This is a genomic window from Salmonella sp. SAL00653 (genome assembly GCF_046552515.1).
Lineage (GTDB): Bacteria > Pseudomonadota > Gammaproteobacteria > Enterobacterales > Enterobacteriaceae > Salmonella > Salmonella enterica.
Window position 1 is genome coordinate 37,239 of sequence record NZ_JBGDTY010000010.1, and the last position, 16,534, is coordinate 53,772.

18 protein-coding genes, 1 pseudogene and 1 riboswitch are annotated in these 16,534 nt (G+C 53.5%); of the genes and pseudogenes, 11 read left to right on the forward strand and 8 right to left on the reverse strand.

The window, feature by feature from the left end; all coding sequences use genetic code 11:
- Positions 1-7 precede the first annotated feature (7 nt).
- Positions 8-152, forward strand: a riboswitch (molybdenum cofactor riboswitch).
- The 9 genes from moaA to ACLJRU_RS12975 all read left to right on the forward strand — a co-directional run bounded on the left by moaA (position 140) and on the right by ACLJRU_RS12975 (position 5,647).
- On the forward strand, positions 140-1,129 hold the full coding sequence (gene moaA / locus ACLJRU_RS12935) for a GTP 3',8-cyclase MoaA (RefSeq protein ID WP_000168184.1): 990 nt from the start codon (positions 140-142) through the stop codon (positions 1,127-1,129). It overlaps the preceding riboswitch by 13 nt.
- Positions 1,130-1,150: 21 nt before the next feature.
- A complete protein-coding gene (moaB, locus tag ACLJRU_RS12940) occupies positions 1,151-1,663 on the forward strand; it encodes a molybdenum cofactor biosynthesis protein B (protein WP_000084604.1) in 513 nt (170 codons plus the stop codon).
- Between the two features lie 2 nt (positions 1,664-1,665).
- On the forward strand, positions 1,666-2,151 hold the full coding sequence (gene moaC / locus ACLJRU_RS12945) for a cyclic pyranopterin monophosphate synthase MoaC (RefSeq protein WP_000080894.1): 486 nt from the start codon (positions 1,666-1,668) through the stop codon (positions 2,149-2,151).
- Entirely contained in the window at positions 2,144-2,389 is a 246-nt protein-coding gene (gene moaD, locus ACLJRU_RS12950; RefSeq protein ID WP_000598596.1) for a molybdopterin synthase sulfur carrier subunit, read from the forward strand. The genes moaC and moaD overlap by 8 nt, the downstream gene beginning before the upstream one ends.
- Position 2,390: 1 nt before the next feature.
- Positions 2,391-2,843: a molybdopterin synthase catalytic subunit MoaE gene (gene moaE / locus ACLJRU_RS12955; protein ID WP_000545204.1), complete on the forward strand. Its 453-nt coding sequence runs from the start codon at positions 2,391-2,393 to the stop codon at positions 2,841-2,843.
- Between the two features lie 47 nt (positions 2,844-2,890).
- Positions 2,891-3,595: a Bax inhibitor-1 family protein gene (locus tag ACLJRU_RS12960; RefSeq protein WP_000373611.1), complete on the forward strand. Its 705-nt coding sequence runs from the start codon at positions 2,891-2,893 to the stop codon at positions 3,593-3,595.
- 144 nt (positions 3,596-3,739) lie between these two features.
- Entirely contained in the window at positions 3,740-4,447 is a 708-nt protein-coding gene (locus tag ACLJRU_RS12965) for a Bax inhibitor-1 family protein (RefSeq protein WP_000529061.1), read from the forward strand.
- A 23-nt stretch (positions 4,448-4,470) separates the two neighbouring features.
- On the forward strand, positions 4,471-5,079 hold the full coding sequence (locus ACLJRU_RS12970) for a hypothetical protein (protein ID WP_077906302.1): 609 nt from the start codon (positions 4,471-4,473) through the stop codon (positions 5,077-5,079).
- A gap of 7 nt (positions 5,080-5,086) precedes the next feature.
- Complete coding sequence (locus ACLJRU_RS12975; protein ID WP_001052198.1) at positions 5,087-5,647, forward strand: membrane protein; 561 nt, start codon at positions 5,087-5,089, stop codon at positions 5,645-5,647.
- Between the two features lie 2 nt (positions 5,648-5,649).
- Here the strand turns inward: ACLJRU_RS12975 and ACLJRU_RS12980 are convergent, their stop codons facing one another.
- The 3 genes and pseudogenes from ACLJRU_RS12980 to ACLJRU_RS12990 form a co-directional block, all read right to left on the reverse strand.
- The gene (locus ACLJRU_RS12980; protein ID WP_001129817.1) at positions 5,650-6,612 is read right to left on the reverse strand and encodes a YbhN family protein; all 963 of its coding nucleotides are present in this window, start codon (positions 6,610-6,612) and stop codon (positions 5,650-5,652) included.
- Positions 6,612-7,853, reverse strand: a pseudogene (clsB, locus tag ACLJRU_RS12985) (cardiolipin synthase ClsB). The gene ACLJRU_RS12980 and the pseudogene clsB overlap by 1 nt, the downstream one beginning before the upstream one ends.
- Positions 7,850-8,608, reverse strand: coding sequence for an endonuclease/exonuclease/phosphatase family protein (locus ACLJRU_RS12990; protein ID WP_000192039.1), 759 nt, complete (start codon positions 8,606-8,608; stop codon positions 7,850-7,852). The pseudogene clsB and the gene ACLJRU_RS12990 overlap by 4 nt, the downstream one beginning before the upstream one ends.
- Before the next feature lie 132 nt (positions 8,609-8,740).
- On the opposite strand from ACLJRU_RS12990, the gene ACLJRU_RS12995 reads away from it, so the two are divergent.
- Positions 8,741-9,151: a YbhQ family protein gene (locus ACLJRU_RS12995; protein ID WP_000871970.1), complete on the forward strand. Its 411-nt coding sequence runs from the start codon at positions 8,741-8,743 to the stop codon at positions 9,149-9,151.
- Here ACLJRU_RS12995 and ACLJRU_RS13000 read toward each other — a convergent pair.
- The 5 genes from ACLJRU_RS13000 to cecR all read right to left on the reverse strand — a co-directional run bounded on the left by ACLJRU_RS13000 (position 9,113) and on the right by cecR (position 14,856).
- Positions 9,113-10,219, reverse strand: a complete 1,107-nt coding sequence (locus ACLJRU_RS13000) for an ABC transporter permease (RefSeq protein WP_001539552.1) — start codon at positions 10,217-10,219, stop codon at positions 9,113-9,115. The genes ACLJRU_RS12995 and ACLJRU_RS13000 overlap by 39 nt on opposite strands.
- 115 nt (positions 10,220-10,334) lie before the next feature.
- The gene (locus tag ACLJRU_RS13005) at positions 10,335-11,465 is read right to left on the reverse strand and encodes an ABC transporter permease (RefSeq protein WP_038393960.1); all 1,131 of its coding nucleotides are present in this window, start codon (positions 11,463-11,465) and stop codon (positions 10,335-10,337) included.
- Complete coding sequence (locus ACLJRU_RS13010) at positions 11,458-13,194, reverse strand: ATP-binding cassette domain-containing protein (protein ID WP_001287623.1); 1,737 nt, start codon at positions 13,192-13,194, stop codon at positions 11,458-11,460. The genes ACLJRU_RS13005 and ACLJRU_RS13010 overlap by 8 nt, the downstream gene beginning before the upstream one ends.
- Positions 13,187-14,182 carry a secretion protein HlyD gene (gene hlyD / locus ACLJRU_RS13015; protein ID WP_000743436.1) on the reverse strand — a complete coding sequence of 332 codons (996 nt, stop codon included), beginning with the start codon at positions 14,180-14,182 and terminating at the stop codon, positions 13,187-13,189. The genes ACLJRU_RS13010 and hlyD overlap by 8 nt, the downstream gene beginning before the upstream one ends.
- Positions 14,182-14,856, reverse strand: coding sequence for a transcriptional regulator CecR (cecR, locus tag ACLJRU_RS13020; RefSeq protein WP_001025254.1), 675 nt, complete (start codon positions 14,854-14,856; stop codon positions 14,182-14,184). The genes hlyD and cecR overlap by 1 nt, the downstream gene beginning before the upstream one ends.
- A gap of 229 nt (positions 14,857-15,085) precedes the next feature.
- Here cecR and rhlE point away from each other — a divergent pair, with 229 nt between their 5' ends.
- Positions 15,086-16,447, forward strand: coding sequence for an ATP-dependent RNA helicase RhlE (gene rhlE, locus ACLJRU_RS13025; protein WP_000007065.1), 1,362 nt, complete (start codon positions 15,086-15,088; stop codon positions 16,445-16,447).
- The last annotated feature ends 87 nt before the right edge of the window (positions 16,448-16,534 follow it).

A 16,534-nucleotide genomic window follows, 5' to 3' on the forward strand; every position in this document is an offset into this window, starting at 1 on the left:
TCGGCGTAACCACAGTAAACACTCTAGCCTCTGCACCTGGGTCATTTTTGATATGGTGCTTTGGCCGTGACAACGTTTAACGTTTGCCACCAGGGCGCAGGAAGAAATGACTCCGCCTCCCGTATTTGGAAAGGTGTACATGGCTTCACAACTTACCGATGCTTTCGCGCGTAAGTTTTACTACTTGCGTTTGTCGATTACCGATGTGTGTAACTTTCGTTGCACCTACTGCCTGCCGGATGGCTACAAACCTGGCGGCGTCACTAACAACGGTTTCCTTACCGTCGATGAAATTCGTCGCGTTACGCGCGCTTTTGCCAGTCTTGGCACGGAGAAGGTGCGTCTTACCGGCGGCGAGCCTTCATTACGCCGCGATTTTACCGACATCATTGCCGCCGTGGGTGAAAATGATGCTATTCGCCAGATCGCGGTGACCACTAACGGTTATCGACTGGCGCGCGATGCCGCGAACTGGCGCGAAGCGGGGCTGACGGGCGTCAATGTTAGCGTGGATAGTCTGGATGCGCGTCAGTTCCATGCGATTACCGGTCAGGACAAATTCCGCCAAGTGATGGCGGGCATCGATGCCGCCTTTGACGCCGGTTTCGAAAAGGTGAAAGTCAACACCGTGCTGATGCGCGACGTGAATCACTATCAGTTGGATACCTTCCTTGCCTGGATTCAGCCTCGCCCCATTCAGCTACGCTTCATTGAACTTATGGAGACGGGCGAGGGGAGCGATCTCTTCCGCAAACATCATATTTCGGGTCAGGTATTACGTGACGAGCTGATTAAGCGCGGCTGGATCCACCAGCTCCGCCAGCGTAGTGATGGCCCGGCGCAGGTTTTTTGTCATCCCGATTACGCCGGTGAGATCGGTCTCATTATGCCGTACGAAAAAGATTTCTGCGCCACCTGTAATCGCCTGCGTGTTTCGTCCGTCGGTAAGCTGCATTTATGTCTGTTTGGCGACGGCGGCGTGAGTTTACGCGACCTGTTACAGGATGATGCGCAGCAATACGCGCTTGAGGAACGTATTTCCGACGCGTTGCGGGAGAAAAAGCAGACCCATTTCCTTCACCAGAGCAATACTGGTATTACGCAAAATTTATCTTACATTGGCGGTTAATCCTTAATAAGGAGATTTCAGATGAGTCAGGTCAGCGCTGAATTTATCCCGACCCGCATCGCTATTCTTACTGTTTCCAGCCGACGCGGCGAAGAAGACGACACCTCCGGTCATTATCTGCGTGATTCGGCGCAGGAGGCCGGGCATGAAGTGGTGGCGAAAGCCATCGTTAAAGAGAACCGTTACGCGATTCGCGCCCAGGTTTCCGCCTGGATCGCCAGTGATGAGGTGCAGGTCGTATTGATAACTGGTGGGACCGGTTTGACCGAAGGCGATCAGGCGCCGGAAGCGCTGTTGCCGCTGTTCGATCGTGAAGTGGAAGGATTTGGCGAAGTGTTTCGCATGCTCTCGTTTGAAGAGATCGGCACCGCAACTCTGCAGTCGCGCGCGGTAGCTGGCGTGGCGAATAACACCTTGATTTTCGCCATGCCGGGCTCCACAAAAGCGTGCAGAACCGCATGGGAGAATATCATTGCGCCGCAGCTGGATGCCCGTACACGCCCATGTAATTTTCACCCTCATTTAAAGAAATAACGATGTCGCAATTAACCCATATAAACGCCGCAGGCGAAGCGCACATGGTGGACGTTTCCGCTAAAGCGGAAACCGTTCGTGAAGCGCGGGCGGAAGCATTCGTTACCATGCGTAGTGAAACGCTGGCGATGATTGTTGATGGCAAACACCACAAGGGCGATGTTTTCGCCACCGCCCGAATTGCCGGTATTCAGGCCGCCAAACGCACCTGGGAGCTGATCCCGCTGTGCCACCCGCTACTGCTAAGTAAAGTGGAGATTCAGCTTCAGGCCGAGCCGGAGCATAACCGCGTGCGTATTGAGTCTCTGTGCCGTCTGACCGGTAAAACCGGCGTCGAAATGGAAGCGTTAACCGCGGCGTCCGTCGCGGCGTTAACCATCTACGACATGTGCAAAGCGGTACAAAAAGATATGGTAATTGGTCCGGTGCGCCTGCTGGCGAAAAGCGGCGGCAAATCGGGGGATTTTAAGGTGGATGCGCATGATTAAGGTGCTTTTCTTCGCCCAGGTTCGCGAGCTTACAGGAACTGACGCGCTGGATCTTCCAGCAGATTTTTCCACCGTTGAGTCGCTGCGACAGCATCTGGCGACAAAGAGCGATCGTTGGGCGCTGGCGCTGGAAGACGGCAAGCTGTTGGCGGCGGTCAACCAGACGCTGGTCAGTTTTGACCATCCGCTGACGGCGGGCGATGAAGTGGCGTTTTTCCCGCCAGTCACGGGGGGCTAACATGCACGAAACGCGAATTGTAGTCGGCCCTGCGCCGTTTAGCGTCGGGGAGGAATATTCCTGGCTGGCGGCGCGCGACGAAGACGGCGCGGTCGTCACCTTTACCGGAAAAGTGCGCAATCATAACCTGGGCGATAGCGTTAAGGCGCTGACGCTGGAGCATTATCCCGGCATGACTGAGAAAGCTCTGGCGGAGATCGTCGCAAAGGCGCGTTCCCGCTGGCCGCTGGGGCGGGTCACGGTGATTCATCGCGTTGGCGAATTATGGCCGGGCGATGAGATTGTGTTTGTCGGCGTCACCAGCGCGCACCGCAGTAGTGCGTTCGACGCCGGTCAGTTCATTATGGATTATCTGAAAACCCGTGCACCGTTCTGGAAGCGTGAAGCCACGCCGGAAGGCGATCGCTGGGTCGAAGCGCGCGACAGCGACCAGCAGTCGGCGAAACGTTGGTAGCAGAATGTGATACGCTTTAGGGTATCATTTCCACACAGGAGTTCATCATGGACAGATTTCCACGATCTGATTCAATAGTGCAGGCGCGATCCGGCCTGCAGACCTATATGGCGCAAGTGTATGGCTGGATGACGGTCGGACTGTTACTGACCGCGTTTATCGCGTGGTATGCGGCTAATACGCCAGCCGTCATGATGTTTGTCTTTTCCAGTAAGATCACCTTCTTTGGCTTAATTATTGCCCAGCTTGCGCTGGTGTTTGTTCTGTCGGGACTGGTGCATAAACTTAGCGCCGGAATGGCGACGACGCTGTTTATGCTCTATTCGGCGCTAACCGGATTGACGTTATCCAGTATTTTTATCGTTTACACCTACTCCTCTATCGCCAGCACGTTTGTGGTGACGGGGGGAATGTTTGGCGCCATGAGCCTGTACGGGTACACCACTAAACGCGATCTTAGCGGTTTCGGCAACATGCTGTTTATGGCGCTTATTGGTATCGTTCTGGCGTCGCTGGTCAATTTCTGGCTGAAGAGTGAAGCGCTGATGTGGGCGGTAACCTATATCGGGGTGGTGGTGTTTGTCGGTCTGACCGCCTATGACACGCAGAAACTGAAAAATATCGGCGAGCAAATAGATACCCGCGATAGCGCTAATCTGCGTAAATATTCGATTCTCGGCGCGTTAACGCTGTACCTGGACTTTATCAACCTGTTCCTGATGTTACTGCGTATTTTTGGTAATCGCCGCTAATTATAGCGATCTCTTAAAATCCTGGCCTTGCGCCAGGATTTTTTTAGGACTATATTTAGGGCGAAACAGCATAAATATCTTAGAAATGTTTTCCTGCGCTTGCCATTCTTATCACGTGATCATGTGAAGAGTGATAAATGACAAGTGGGACCTCTGGCTGCAATACGTATACGGCAAATAGCATTTATTCCCGCGACAATGTTATCCCTTACCTATTGGTATACTGCGTTGGGACTATGGTGTACCGCCGGCATTATATGGTTAACGTTGTATACTCATTTTTTGATAACCCACGTTCAACCTGTTGTTGTTTTGTGGATATCAGCACTTTTGCTTGGTCTGGGGTATGGGGCCGTTACCTGTCTTTCCCGCTTTGGCACTGTTGTCGCAACGTTGATATATATTGCCATCATTACGCTTACCGGCGTGTCATTAGCTTACCTTTTCTCAAGTGGCGCGACCATTTTCGTGATTGTTGGAATCATGTTTAGTCTTAATGCCTTATTTATTTTCTACCTGAATATCAGTTCTGGTCTATTCAGGCCGTTAATCTTCATGGCGGTAAGCGGGATCATCGCTGCGATAGTTGTCAATAGCCTGGTGGCCAGTAGCACTATGGTCTGGATAGTCAGTATGCTGACGGTATTGGTATGGACATTGATTACAGCACTAGAAAAATCGACACTTCATGGTTATGCCCGCATGTTATACCACAGCGAGTTTTCATCCCTGCCTCGTTGCGCTTTATTTGGCGCGCTGACGCTTTACCTTGGTATTATTAATGCTGTGGTTACGCTGTGTCGTTATATCATTTTGATGATTCTGGAAATACTATTATCTTTCAGGTCGTAGGCGTTGCAGGTTTTTTATTCAGGTTGGTGATGATGGGTATAATGAGTAAATTATGTGGCAAACAATTTTGGTTAGCGTTTTGTGAAGCTAAAGACGTCACTCGCGCCATTAAAAATGGCGGCGAGGATTTTAATAAGAAATGCCCGCCAGCGCTGATTTCTCATTTCATTACCGGATTGTCATGGGAACATTCATTACCCAATCCTGCGCCTGTTTGCGCGTTTAGTTTTATGCTTCTTGTGGGAGGTGTGTGTAGTGCGCATTTTGCTTTCGATAAGTTTATCCTGTATTGGCCGCTAAATATAATCATTTATTTTGGCAGTGCTATAGGTATGATGCTATGTGTTATGGCTGAGGTATGGCTTATTGCCAAAGGTTTTATTCTGGGGTTGCGCCTCTGCGTTTTACTGTTTTTGTTAAATATTATGCTCTGCGGTACTGGATTATTTGACGTGTTGTGCCATCAAAATAGCGAACTAAAGAGTGATCTTGTTATCGCGATTATTATGGTTGTGCTTTGCCGCTGGGTGATGAATGGCGAAACGTTTACGATGATGATTCGTTTCTGCCTGGGGCGTCGATTAGTGCGAGTTGCATTACAAGAATATCTCACCTCACAGACAAGGAAATGATAAGCCCATGAACCTGATGACGTGGCTAACAGGAAAAACACTGGCGGAGCTGGTGAAAAAAGGGCAGTTGATCCCGCCAGAAATTAAGTTACCTGTGTATCCGGCCAGCCACTACAAAAAAAACTGGTATGAACAAGGTATTCCTCACGGAGGCGTTATTGGGCTTACGGCGATCATGATGACCATGACATGGATCGTCAGTATAAACATGGTTATTGCGCAGTTTGAGCTGCACAATAAAAAGCATCTGGAGCTGGTCTTCTTCCTGGCCGTGGGCTATATCGCTTTTCTTACCCCGTCAAATCAGCTCCTGCTTAAAGGAAGAATGAGCGGGGTTATTATTTACCGCTATGCGCTATTACTGGTCATTATTTCCGTTACGTTGGCAACGTTCTGTACCCTGTCATCAGTATTCATGGGCGAGTTTCACGAAGTGCTCCTGCTGCTGTTTAGCTGGTCATTGCTGCTTTTTTCCCGCTTACAGATGAATACGTCTTTTTTCTCAGCATATGTTTATTTTTACCGGATAAAACGCGTTGTGCTGGAAAGCGAAAACGCGTCTGCTTAAATTTATTTCGCCATCGCCCGCTCGTTTTTCGCCCGCAGCTTCTTCGCCCGGCTCTCCAGGATCAGATAGCACACCAGCGCCAGCAACAGGGGAATAAAATAGTAAAGCACGCGGTATGCGAGCAGGGCGGCGATAATCGTGCCTTGCGACGTATGTTCGCCCGCCAGCAACGCAAGGAATACGGCCTCCAGCACGCCGATGCCTGCCGGAATATGCACGATGACGCCCGCGATACTGCTCACCAGCAGTACGCCCAGCACAAAGAAATAGTTCACATCCTGACCCATCAGCAGCCAGATGATGGCGCCCATCGCCATCCAGTTCGCGCTGGAGATCGCCATCTGCGCCAGCGCGAATTTCCATGACGGCAGCACCAGTTTCTGCCCTTTAATCGTCATATGCCGCCGCTTTGCAAAGGCGCAAAACCACAGATAGACCGCGATAATCAACAATAAAACGATACCGAGAATACGTAGCGTGCCTTCATCGATATACCAGTGGTCGGGAAGCTGGACAATGCCGAAGGTAAAAATGATGCCGCCAAGCAGAATATAGCCCAGCCAGTTAGTGGTAATGCTGAGTGAGAAAATGCGCGTAATAGTACTGCCGGGCAACCCGAGGCGAGAGTATAGTCGGTAACGCATCCCGATCCCGCCGACCCAGGTGCTGAGCGTCAGGTTAAAGGCATAGCAGACGAACGATACCAACATCACCTGTCGCTTCGCCAGCTTATGGCCGCAATAAAGCCGTCCAAGCAGGTCGTAGCAGCCGTACAGAAGATAGCTTACGATCACCAGTCCTACAGCGCTTAAAAGCGCCGTGCGGTTATAGTCGCGGATGACGGTCCAGACATCGCCCCAGTCGACCTTTTTAGCATAAACCACCAGCAGAACGACGACCGCAATAAAAAACAGCCAGGTCAGCACTTTTTTAGCCAGCCGCCAGCGCGGATGCGATTTAGCCATTAGGGCTTCACTCCTGTATTTTCTGGATCAACGCGATCCTGGGTTTCCATTTCTGGCTGGGCAGGCGGGGGAACCTGCGCCAGATGCGGGGTATGCGCAGGTAGCCAGCCGACCAGCGCCGGGAAATGACGTAAAAAGTGGAACGCCAGCACGCTTTTGGTCAGGTTCCACTAGGTGCGTTTCGGCAGCATAGACTCATCGACCTGCTTACAATCGTTCACGATGATGCCTTGTAAGTTATCGCGCAGGGTCTGGTTAAAAGTACGATCGTGAATGATCAGGTTAGCTTCAAGGTTAAGCGACAGGCTGAGCGGATCGAGATTACTCGACCCTACCGTGGCCCAGTGATCGTCCATCAGCGCCACTTTGCCATGCAGCGGACGTCGTCGGTATTCATAAACCTGCACGCCGCCCTTCACCAGATAGTTATAGAGCAACCGCGCGCCGACTTTGACTATCGGCATGTCTGGTTCCCCCTGGACAATCAGTTTTACGCTCACGCCACGGCGGGCGGCTTTACGCATTGCGTGGAGCAAGCGATAGCCGGGGAAAAAATAGGCGTTAGCTATAATCACTTCACGCTTTGCCTGGGTCAGCATTTTCAGATAATGACGTTCGATATCGTCGCGGTGCTCTTCGTTATCTCGCCAGACAAACAGCGCCTGCGCTTCGCCGGGGTGGCGGTTTTCTTCGGCCTGATGATGGCGTTTCCACCAGCGGCGCGCGGGGCTTTGCCCCGGCAGATTCTCGACTTCGAATTGCAGGATATCGGCCACGACAGGCCCTTCGACCCGTACCGCGTAGTCTTGTTTCGCCTGCGGGCCGTAATCCGACATATGTTCGGCGGAGTAGTTAATGCCGCCGACAAAGGCAATACGATCATCAATCACCACAATTTTGCGGTGCATTCGGCGGAAGATATTGGTTCGCAACCCCAGTAGACGCGGGCGGGGGTCGTAATAGCGAAAAATCACGCCCGCTGAGGTCAGTTCGCCGACAAACGCGTCGCTGAGATCGGGAGAGCCGTAGCCGTCGAGTAATACTTCGGCTTTTACGCCGCGCTGTGCGGCTTTTAGCAGAGCGGCATGGAGTTTTTTACCCACCTCATCTTCAAACAAGATAAAGGTTTCCAGAATGATTTTTTGCTGTGCCTGAGCGATAGCCTCAAACACGGCAGGATAGAACTGGTCGCCGTTTTCCAGTAGCTGAATTTGATTACCTTCACGCCAGCCGCATTTCATAGATGGATCTCCGCGCTAAGGGGGGCATGGTCTGATAAATGTCGCCAGTTCCGCAGCGGCAGCGCCGTAGGAGAACTGGCGTTCGCATTCTTGACGTAAATACGATCGAGTCGCAGCAGCGGCATACTCACCGGGAATGTGCGCGCCGGTCGGCCATGGGCACGGGTGAATATCTCCTCCAGCCCGGCCGCGTTTAACGGCGGGCCGGCCTTTTGCCGCCAGTCATTAAAGTCTCCGGCCACCAGCACCGGTTCTGATTCCGGCAAGGCATTCACCCATCCCGCCAGCATGGTTAACTGCGCCTGGCGGTGGCTCTCCCGCAGGCCGAGATGTACGCACATGACGTGGATAGGGCGGTTGAGCATGGGCGGCGTAATGCGGCAATAGAGCACGCCGCGTTTTTCGCTACCGCCGACCGAGACGTCGCGATTTTCATAATGTTCAATGGGATAGCGAGAAAGAACCGCGTTACCGTGGTGGCCTTCCGGATAGACCGCATTGCGGCCATAGGCGAAATCGCTCCACATGGTGTCGGCCAAAAATTCATAGTGGGTAGTGTCCGGCCAGTTTTCGATATGCAGCGGATGTACTTCATGCGCGCCCATTACTTCTTGCAGACAGACGATATCGGCGCCGACCGTTCTGACGGCGTCGCGTAGCTCCGGCAGGATGAAGCGTTTATTAAAGGCGGTAAAACCTTTGTGCGTATTAATTGTGAGCACTTTGAATGAAAAATTTCGCGTGTGTTGAGTCATTTTCTTCCTGTCCGCGTCACTATCCTGATTGAAATAGTGTAGTCGTCGTCACAAAAAGATGCGGTCTTACGGAATTTTCCGTAAAGTTCGGTACTCTGAATAATGAGAGAAAAATGCTTCAGGAGAAAAGCCATGAAGTGGCAACAACGCGTTCGTGTCGCAACCGGCCTCGGTTGTTGGCAGATTATGTTGCATTTACTGGTAGTGGCGATGCTGGTAATAGGCTGGATGAGCGGCACATTAGTGCGCGTCGGCCTGGGATTATGCGTGCTTTATGGCGTGACGGTACTGCTGATGCTGGCGTTGCAGCGCCATCATGAGCAACGCTGGCGCGATGTGGCGGATGTGCTGGAAGAGCTGACTACCACCTGGTACTTCGGCACCGCGCTGATTGTCCTCTGGCTGCTATCCCGCGTATTGCAAAACAATGTCTTGCTGGCGCTGGCGGGGCTGGCTATCCTGGCCGGGCCCGCCGTGGTCTCGCTACTGGCGAAAGATAAAAAGCTACATCACTTTGCGTCTAAACATCGCATACGCCGCTGAACCCGTGGTGGCCGCTATTACCAGTAGCGGCCACAAACTTCCCCAGACAATTCCCAGACTCGCATCCTTAAGATAAATTTGCTTGGTAATATCAGTAAAGTGGCGGATAGGATTTATCCACGTCAGGTTTTGCAGCCAGACCGGCATATTTTCCACCGGCGAGACATAACCCGAGAGCAAAATCGCCGGCATCATAAAGACAAAGACGCCGATAAACGCCTGCTGTTGCGTGGCGCAAAGCGATGATATCAGCAAGCCAAAGCCTACCAGCGACAGCCCGTAAATCACCATCGTGAAATAAAACAGCGCTAACGAACCGGCGAAGGGAATTTGGTATGCCCAAATGCCGATAGCTAGCACTATCGTGGCCTGGAAGGTCGCGACAATCAGAGCCGGCACCGCTTTGCCGACGAAAATCTGCCAGGTGGTGAGCGGAGAGACCAGCAGCTGATCCAGAGTGCCTTGTTCACGCTCGCGGGCGACGGACAGCGAAGTGACGATCATCACGCCGATAGTGGTGATCATGGCGATCAGCGAGGGCACCACAAACCACTTGTAGTCCAGATTCGGGTTATACCAGTTGCGTACCACCAGTTCGCTATTGTTGGGCTTTGGCTTGCCGTACATCAGTGTCTGCTGATACTCCTTGACGATCTGTTGCAGATAATTGGCGGCAATTTGCGCGCTGTTGGAGTTACGTCCATCAAGAATGAGTTGCATCGGCGCAGGCTGGAAGGTATCCAGATTCCGCGAGAAATCCGCCGGGAAGCGTACCAGCAGCAGCGCTTTTTGCGTATCGATAGTCGGCTGGATCTCCTGCGGACTGTTCAGCAATAGCACATGGGTAAACGCTTTCGCGCGGGCAAAGCGCTGGGTAAGTTCTACCGAATGTTTGCCGTTATCTTCGTTATAGATGGCGATAGTCGCGTTAGTGACTTCAAGCGTCGCGGCGAACGGAAACAGGATGACCTGAATCAGCACCGGCAGAATCAGGATCGCGCGCGTTTGCGGTTCGCGTAAAAGCGATTGCAGTTCTTTGCGAATTAACGTCCATAAACGATGAAACATGCCCGTCCTCTCAGTCCAGTTTGCAGGCCTGATAAGCAAAGCGTATCAGGCATAATACCGGATGGCGGCGTGAACGCCTTATCCGGCCTACGACGACAATTATCCATACACATAGTTAATCCAGCCGTCGTTTGGTTTTTAGCCACGTCAGGCCAATAAACATCACCGCCGAGGCGATTAAAAACAGTACGTTAACGCCTAACACGACCGGAATATTGCCGGCCAGAAACAGACTTTGTAGGGTGCTGACAAAATAGCGCGCCGGAATAATATAGGTCACCGCGCGGATCACCGCAGGCATACTGTCTATCTGGAAGATAAATCCGGACAGCATAATCGAGGGCAAAAACGCGGCGTTCAGCGCCACCTGCGCGGCGTTAAACTGGTTGCGAGTGATAGTGGAAATCAACAGCCCCATCCCCAGCGTACTCAGTAAAAACAGACTGGTGATGATAAACAGAATCACCAGCGAACCGCGATACGGCACGCCGAGAATAAACACCGATACCAGCATACAGAGCAGCATCGCCAGCATACCGAGAAAGTAATAGGGAATAAGCTTACACAGCAGCAGTTCAACACGCGTCACTTCGGTTGAGAGCAGCGCCTCCATCGTGCCGCGCTCCCATTCGCGGGCAACGACCAGCGAGGTGAGGATTGCGCCAATTACCGTCATGATAATGGTCACCGCCCCGGGAATAATAAAATGCTGACTGATCGCCGCCGGGTTAAACCAGTAGCGCGTCTGGACGTCGATGAGCGGTTCAAAGGTGTCGCCGCGATCTTCCGCCCGCTGCTGTTGCCAGATTTGCCAGATGCCTTCAACATAACCCTGAACGAAGTTGGCGGTGTTTGGCTCGCTGCCGTCGGTAATCACCTGAATCGGCGCGCTGTCACCGTCGCGCGCCATTTGCTGCGCGAAATCCACCGGAATCACCACCAGTCCGCGAATGCGTCCGGCCTGCATTTTTTCAATTAATTCATGGCGGTTATCGCTAATGGTCGCGTCGATATAGGGTGAACCGGTCATCGCATGAGTGAAATCCAGCGCCTCCTGGCTTTGTTGTTCAAGCAGAATTCCCACCCGCAGTTTGCTGGAGTCGAGGTTAATGCCGTAACCAAAAATAAACAGCAACAGCAGCGGGATCACCACCGCAATCAGCCAGCTACTGGGATCGCGCACGATCTGGCGCGTCTCTTTGATGCACAACGCACGCACGCGGCGCCAGGAGAGAGACTTACTCATGCGTATGCTCCTTATCCCAGTCATTGATGAGAGTGATAAAGGCCTGCTCCATCGTTGGATCGGCCTGTTGCTCATCGGCGGCCTGCGCTTTGAGATCGTCCGGCGTACCGCTGGCGATAAGCTTCCCGCGATAAACCAGTCCGATGCGATCGCAATATTCCGCCTCATCCATAAAGTGGGTCGTCACCATTACCGTGACCCCTTTTTCCACCATGCTATTAATGTGCAGCCAAAATTCACGACGGGTGAGGGGATCAACCCCGGACGTTGGTTCATCAAGGAATAAAATATCCGGTTCGTGCATCAGCGAGCAGGCCAGCGCCAGTCGCTGTTTAAAGCCCAGCGGCAGCGCATCGGTGGGATGCGACGCGATGCTTTTCAGACCAAACGCTTCACTCATGCGCTGAATTTTTTCATTTTGCGCGCGGCCCCGCAAACCGTAGACGCCGGAGAAAAAACGCAGGTTCTGCTCAACCGTCAGGTTGCCGTAAAGCGAAAATTTTTGCGCCATATAGCCCAGATGCTGACGGGCTTTGCCGGAGCTGACTTTCAGGTCCATATCCAGCACCAGCGCCTTGCCGGACGTCGGCACCAGCAGGCCGCACATCATTTTAAAGGTGGTTGATTTACCCGCGCCGTTCGGGCCGAGCAGGCCAAAAATCTCGCCGCGCTGTACGACGAAATTAACATGGTCCGTGGCCGCGAAATCGCCAAATTTTTTCGTCAGTTCCTGCGCTTCAATCACCGTTTCGCCGGCAGTGCCTTCAACCGTATGCAGGATTGAACCCAGCGGAGACTCCGAGGTTCCCGCTCCGCCAAGCAGATCGATAAACGCATCTTCGAAACGCGGCGCGGTCTCATTGAGGGTGATTTCCGGCATTCCTTCGGCCTGACGAATATCTGCTGCGGTCGCCTCTTTTTTCAGGATCAGGCGTACCGAACGTCCCTGAATCATGCCGTCGCTCACCTGCGGCAGTCTGAGCGCTCTCTGTAGTAACTTACGGTTGTTTTCCTGTGGACTGCTCATCAGAAAGCTACGCCCGGCCATCGTTTGCGTCAGCGCTTTAGGTTCGCCCTGATAGAGCAGCTCTCCTTCATTCATCAGCAGCACATCGCGACACTGTTCGGCTTCATCCAGATAGGAGGTACTCCATAAAATCAGCATCCCGTCGCCCGCCAGTTCGTGGACCATTTGCCACAACTCGCGCCGTGAAATCGGGTCAACGCCAACGCCCGGTTCATCCAACAGCAGCACTTTCGGTTCGCCGACCAGCGTACAGGCCAGCCCCAGTTTTTGCTTCATCCCGCCGGACAATTTCCCCGCCAGACGGCCAGTGAAAGGGCCGAGGGCGGTAAATTCCAACAAACGGGCAAAGGTCTTTTCCCGTATCTCGCCGGTAACGCTGCGTAAATCGGCATAGAGATTAAGGTTCTCCATGACGGTAAGATCTTCATACAGACCGAATTTCTGCGGCATATAGCCCAGAACCGCGTGCAGCTCGCTGTCGTTTTGTATCGGGTCGAAGCCCAATACGGACGCGCTGCCGCCATCGGCTTTGAGCAGGCCCGCCAGCATACGCATCAGCGTGGTTTTTCCTGCGCCGTCCGGCCCTACCAGCCCGGTGACATAACCGGAATGAATGGTACAGTCGAGCGGCGCGACGGCGGGTTTATCCATTCCCGCAAAGCGCTTCGTCAGACCGTTCAGCGTAATAACGGCCTCACTCATGCCGTGCCTCGTCATTAAATTTCACCGTGACTGGCATCCCCTGGCGTAACGCATCGTCCGCATCGGTGACGATAATGCGCAGGCGATAGACGAGATCGGTACGCAGATCCGGCGTTTCGACGGTTTTCGGCGTAAATTCCGCGGTGGGGGAAACGAAACCAATCTTGCCGTGGTAAGGTTTGTCAGGACGTCCATCGGTATACAACAGAATGTCGCGCCCCGGTTGCGTCTGACTGAGGTTGCGTTCATCGACATAGGCGCGCACCCAGACGGGGCGGGTCAGCGAGAGTGTTAATACCGTGCTGCCGGCGTTCAGCATACTGCCAGGCTCGACCGCGCGGGTGAGCAAGGTTCCGTTGGCAGGCGCGATAAGCGTGGTGTCCTGCAAATCAAGCTGCGCTTGCGCCAGTTGGGCCTTTGCCTGTTCCAGGCTGGCTTTCGCCTGGGCGATATCCTGTTCACGATTACCGGTACGGTACTGGCTCAGTTTATCCTGCGCGGACTTCAGCGTCGCCTGCGCCTGATCGCGCGATGAGCGGGCGTTTTCCAGATCGTTAGCGGAAATGGTGCGGCTTTTCCACAATCCTTGCTGACGGTTATAAAAGTTTTGCGCGTAGTCATAAGCGGCTTGCGCCTGTCTGACGGCGGCGGCGGCCTGGGCTATCTCTTCATCGCGATAGCCTGCCAGCATCAAATCATATTGCGCCTGCGCGACCGACACGCCAGCTTTCGCCTGCATTAGCGCGTTTTCGTATGGCGCGTGATCCAGTTCGCCGAGCACCTGTCCGGCTTTGATAGTATCGCCTTCATCAACATTCAGCGACGCCAGCCTGCCGCCGACGCGAAAGCTGATATTGACGGTACGGATATCGACATTACCGTATAGCGTCAGCCCATCGTCCTGCCGACTTTGATACCACCAGGTTCCACCGGCAATCACAGCGACGATCGCTGCGATTGCCAGTCCGATAACGACAGGTTTTTTCATCAGTCCAGACTCCTTTGCGTTAAACCGTGCAGAATAAGATCGATGTGGCAGGTTACCGTCTGGTAAATCAGCTCCGCTTTTTCTTCATCAAACTGCGGCCAGCCGGTACGTAACAGAATAGTTTCTTTGCCGAGACGAAACGCCAGTACTTCTCCCAGTAAGGCATGGGTATGCAAAATCATGCGCGTATCATTGGCGTCGCAGCCGGTATAAGCGGCAACCAATCTTGTCAGATGGGTGTGCAACGGATCGATAACCTGTTCATGGACCAATTGATAGGCCGACGTGGGAGAGAGCTGCTCGCGTGAAATAAATTTGCTCAGGTTAACGGTGTCTTCCTGCGTCAGCAGCATAATCATGTTCTTGCAGGCGAGCAGAATGAGCTCGCGTATGGCGTCCCGGTCAGGGGCAGGCTGGCTAAACAGACGCTCCGCTTTTTCAGCATGGGGGCGAAATTTTTCGCCAAGAAAATCGGCAATCCACTGGGCGCAGGCGAGGTATAAATCCTCTTTTGAGCCGAAATAGTAAGTAATGGCGGCAATATTTTGCCCCGCCAGCGCAGCGATATCGCGCGTGGTGGCATGGAGGCCATACTCGCCAAACTGCGCCAGTGCGGCGGCAATGAGCTGACTTTTCGCCTGCTCGCCCTTGGTGGTCGTGGTGGGAATATTCATCACACGCCCTAATTTTTAATCAATCGATTGATTAAGACTATGACTCATAATGGCACTTGTCCAGTGTGGTCGATTAATTTGTCTTTGCTACCTTCCGGGATAATTTATGCGCCGCATCACAAAAACTGCTACACTCCGCCCCTTCATGACATTGTGGTTTTTGTCATTCCAAATTTGAGCATCTCCCTGAAAACTACACCGGCAACGGTCGGGGCGGTCCGGAGTAGTTATGTCTTTTGATTCCCTGGGATTAAACCCTGATATCCTGCGCGCTATTGCCGAGCAGGGTTACCGTGAACCTACCCCTATTCAGCAACAGGCGATTCCCGCCGTGCTGGAAGGCCGCGATCTGATGGCCAGCGCCCAGACCGGAACCGGTAAAACGGCGGGTTTTACCCTGCCATTGTTGCAGCATCTGATTACCCATCAGCCGCATGCTAAAGGTCGTCGCCCGGTGCGCGCGTTGATCCTCACGCCAACCCGCGAGCTGGCGGCGCAAATTGGCGAAAACGTCAGAGATTACAGTAAATATCTCAACATTCGCTCGCTGGTGGTATTTGGCGGCGTAAGCATCAATCCGCAGATGATGAAACTGCGCGGCGGCGTGGATGTGCTGGTGGCGACGCCGGGACGTCTGCTCGACCTGGAACATCAAAATGCCGTGAAGCTGGATCAGATTGAGATTCTGGTACTGGATGAAGCCGACCGTATGCTGGATATGGGCTTCATTCACGACATTCGTCGCGTGCTGGCGAAACTGCCGGCGAAGCGTCAGAATCTGCTGTTCTCCGCCACGTTCTCCGACGACATCAAAGCGCTCGCCGAAAAGCTGTTGCGCAACCCGCTGGAAATCGAAGTGGCGCGCCGCAACACGGCCTCAGAGCAAGTGACGCAGCACGTGCACTTTGTCGATAAAAAACGCAAACGTGAACTGTTGTCGCAGATGATTGGCCAGGGCAACTGGCAGCAGGTGTTGGTCTTCACCCGCACCAAGCATGGCGCGAACCATCTGGCGGAACAGCTTAATAAAGACGGTATTCGCAGCGCGGCGATCCACGGTAATAAATCGCAGGGCGCACGTACCCGCGCGCTGGCCGATTTTAAATCCGGCGATATTCGCGTGCTGGTGGCGACGGATATTGCGGCGCGTGGTCTGGATATTGAAGAGCTGCCGCACGTGGTCAACTATGAACTGCCGAACGTGCCGGAAGATTATGTACACCGTATTGGCCGTACCGGTCGCGCGGCGGCAACTGGCGAGGCGCTGTCGCTGGTCTGTGTTGACGAGCATAAACTGTTGCGTGATATCGAAAAGTTGCTGAAAAAAGAGATCCCACGCATTACGACGCCGGGCTATGAGCCGGACCCGTCGATTAAAGCGGAGCCGATTCAGAACGGTCGTCAGCAGCGCGGCGGCGGCGGTCGTGGACGCGGACAAAATCAGGGGGGAGCGGGGCGCAGTCAGCAGCCGCGACGTCAGGATAGCGGGGCGGCGAAGGCGAAACCAAAACCGCGCACAGGCGAGGGGAAACCCGCTGGCGACAAAGCACGTCCGCCGCGTCGCCCGCGCAGAATCACGCCTGCCCAGTAAATTTTGTCCGGCAACATGCCCGGTAGCGCGACGCTTACCGGGCCTACGGACTATGCAAATACGTAGGCCGGATAAGGTGCTTGCACC

Excerpts from the sequence above, each read along its gene's own strand:
- ACLJRU_RS13005 (WP_038393960.1), bottom strand. The coding sequence starts at position 11,465 with ATGAGTAAGTCTCTCTCCTGGCGCCGCGTGCGTGCGTTGTGCATCAAA.
- moaC (WP_000080894.1), top strand. The coding sequence starts at position 1,666 with ATGTCGCAATTAACCCATATAAACGCCGCAGGCGAAGCGCACATGGTG.
- ACLJRU_RS12975 (WP_001052198.1), top strand. The coding sequence starts at position 5,087 with ATGAACCTGATGACGTGGCTAACAGGAAAAACACTGGCGGAGCTGGTG.
- moaD (WP_000598596.1), top strand. The coding sequence starts at position 2,144 with ATGATTAAGGTGCTTTTCTTCGCCCAGGTTCGCGAGCTTACAGGAACT.
- ACLJRU_RS13000 (WP_001539552.1), bottom strand. The coding sequence starts at position 10,219 with ATGTTTCATCGTTTATGGACGTTAATTCGCAAAGAACTGCAATCGCTT.
- moaB (WP_000084604.1), top strand. The coding sequence starts at position 1,151 with ATGAGTCAGGTCAGCGCTGAATTTATCCCGACCCGCATCGCTATTCTT.
- ACLJRU_RS12995 (WP_000871970.1), top strand. The coding sequence starts at position 8,741 with ATGAAGTGGCAACAACGCGTTCGTGTCGCAACCGGCCTCGGTTGTTGG.
- hlyD (WP_000743436.1), bottom strand. The coding sequence starts at position 14,182 with ATGAAAAAACCTGTCGTTATCGGACTGGCAATCGCAGCGATCGTCGCT.
- ACLJRU_RS12990 (WP_000192039.1), bottom strand. The coding sequence starts at position 8,608 with ATGACTCAACACACGCGAAATTTTTCATTCAAAGTGCTCACAATTAAT.
- ACLJRU_RS12980 (WP_001129817.1), bottom strand. The coding sequence starts at position 6,612 with ATGGCTAAATCGCATCCGCGCTGGCGGCTGGCTAAAAAAGTGCTGACC.
- ACLJRU_RS12960 (WP_000373611.1), top strand. The coding sequence starts at position 2,891 with ATGGACAGATTTCCACGATCTGATTCAATAGTGCAGGCGCGATCCGGC.
- ACLJRU_RS13010 (WP_001287623.1), bottom strand. The coding sequence starts at position 13,194 with ATGAGTGAGGCCGTTATTACGCTGAACGGTCTGACGAAGCGCTTTGCG.
- cecR (WP_001025254.1), bottom strand. The coding sequence starts at position 14,856 with ATGAATATTCCCACCACGACCACCAAGGGCGAGCAGGCGAAAAGTCAG.
- rhlE (WP_000007065.1), top strand. The coding sequence starts at position 15,086 with ATGTCTTTTGATTCCCTGGGATTAAACCCTGATATCCTGCGCGCTATT.
- moaA (WP_000168184.1), top strand. The coding sequence starts at position 140 with ATGGCTTCACAACTTACCGATGCTTTCGCGCGTAAGTTTTACTACTTG.
- moaE (WP_000545204.1), top strand. The coding sequence starts at position 2,391 with ATGCACGAAACGCGAATTGTAGTCGGCCCTGCGCCGTTTAGCGTCGGG.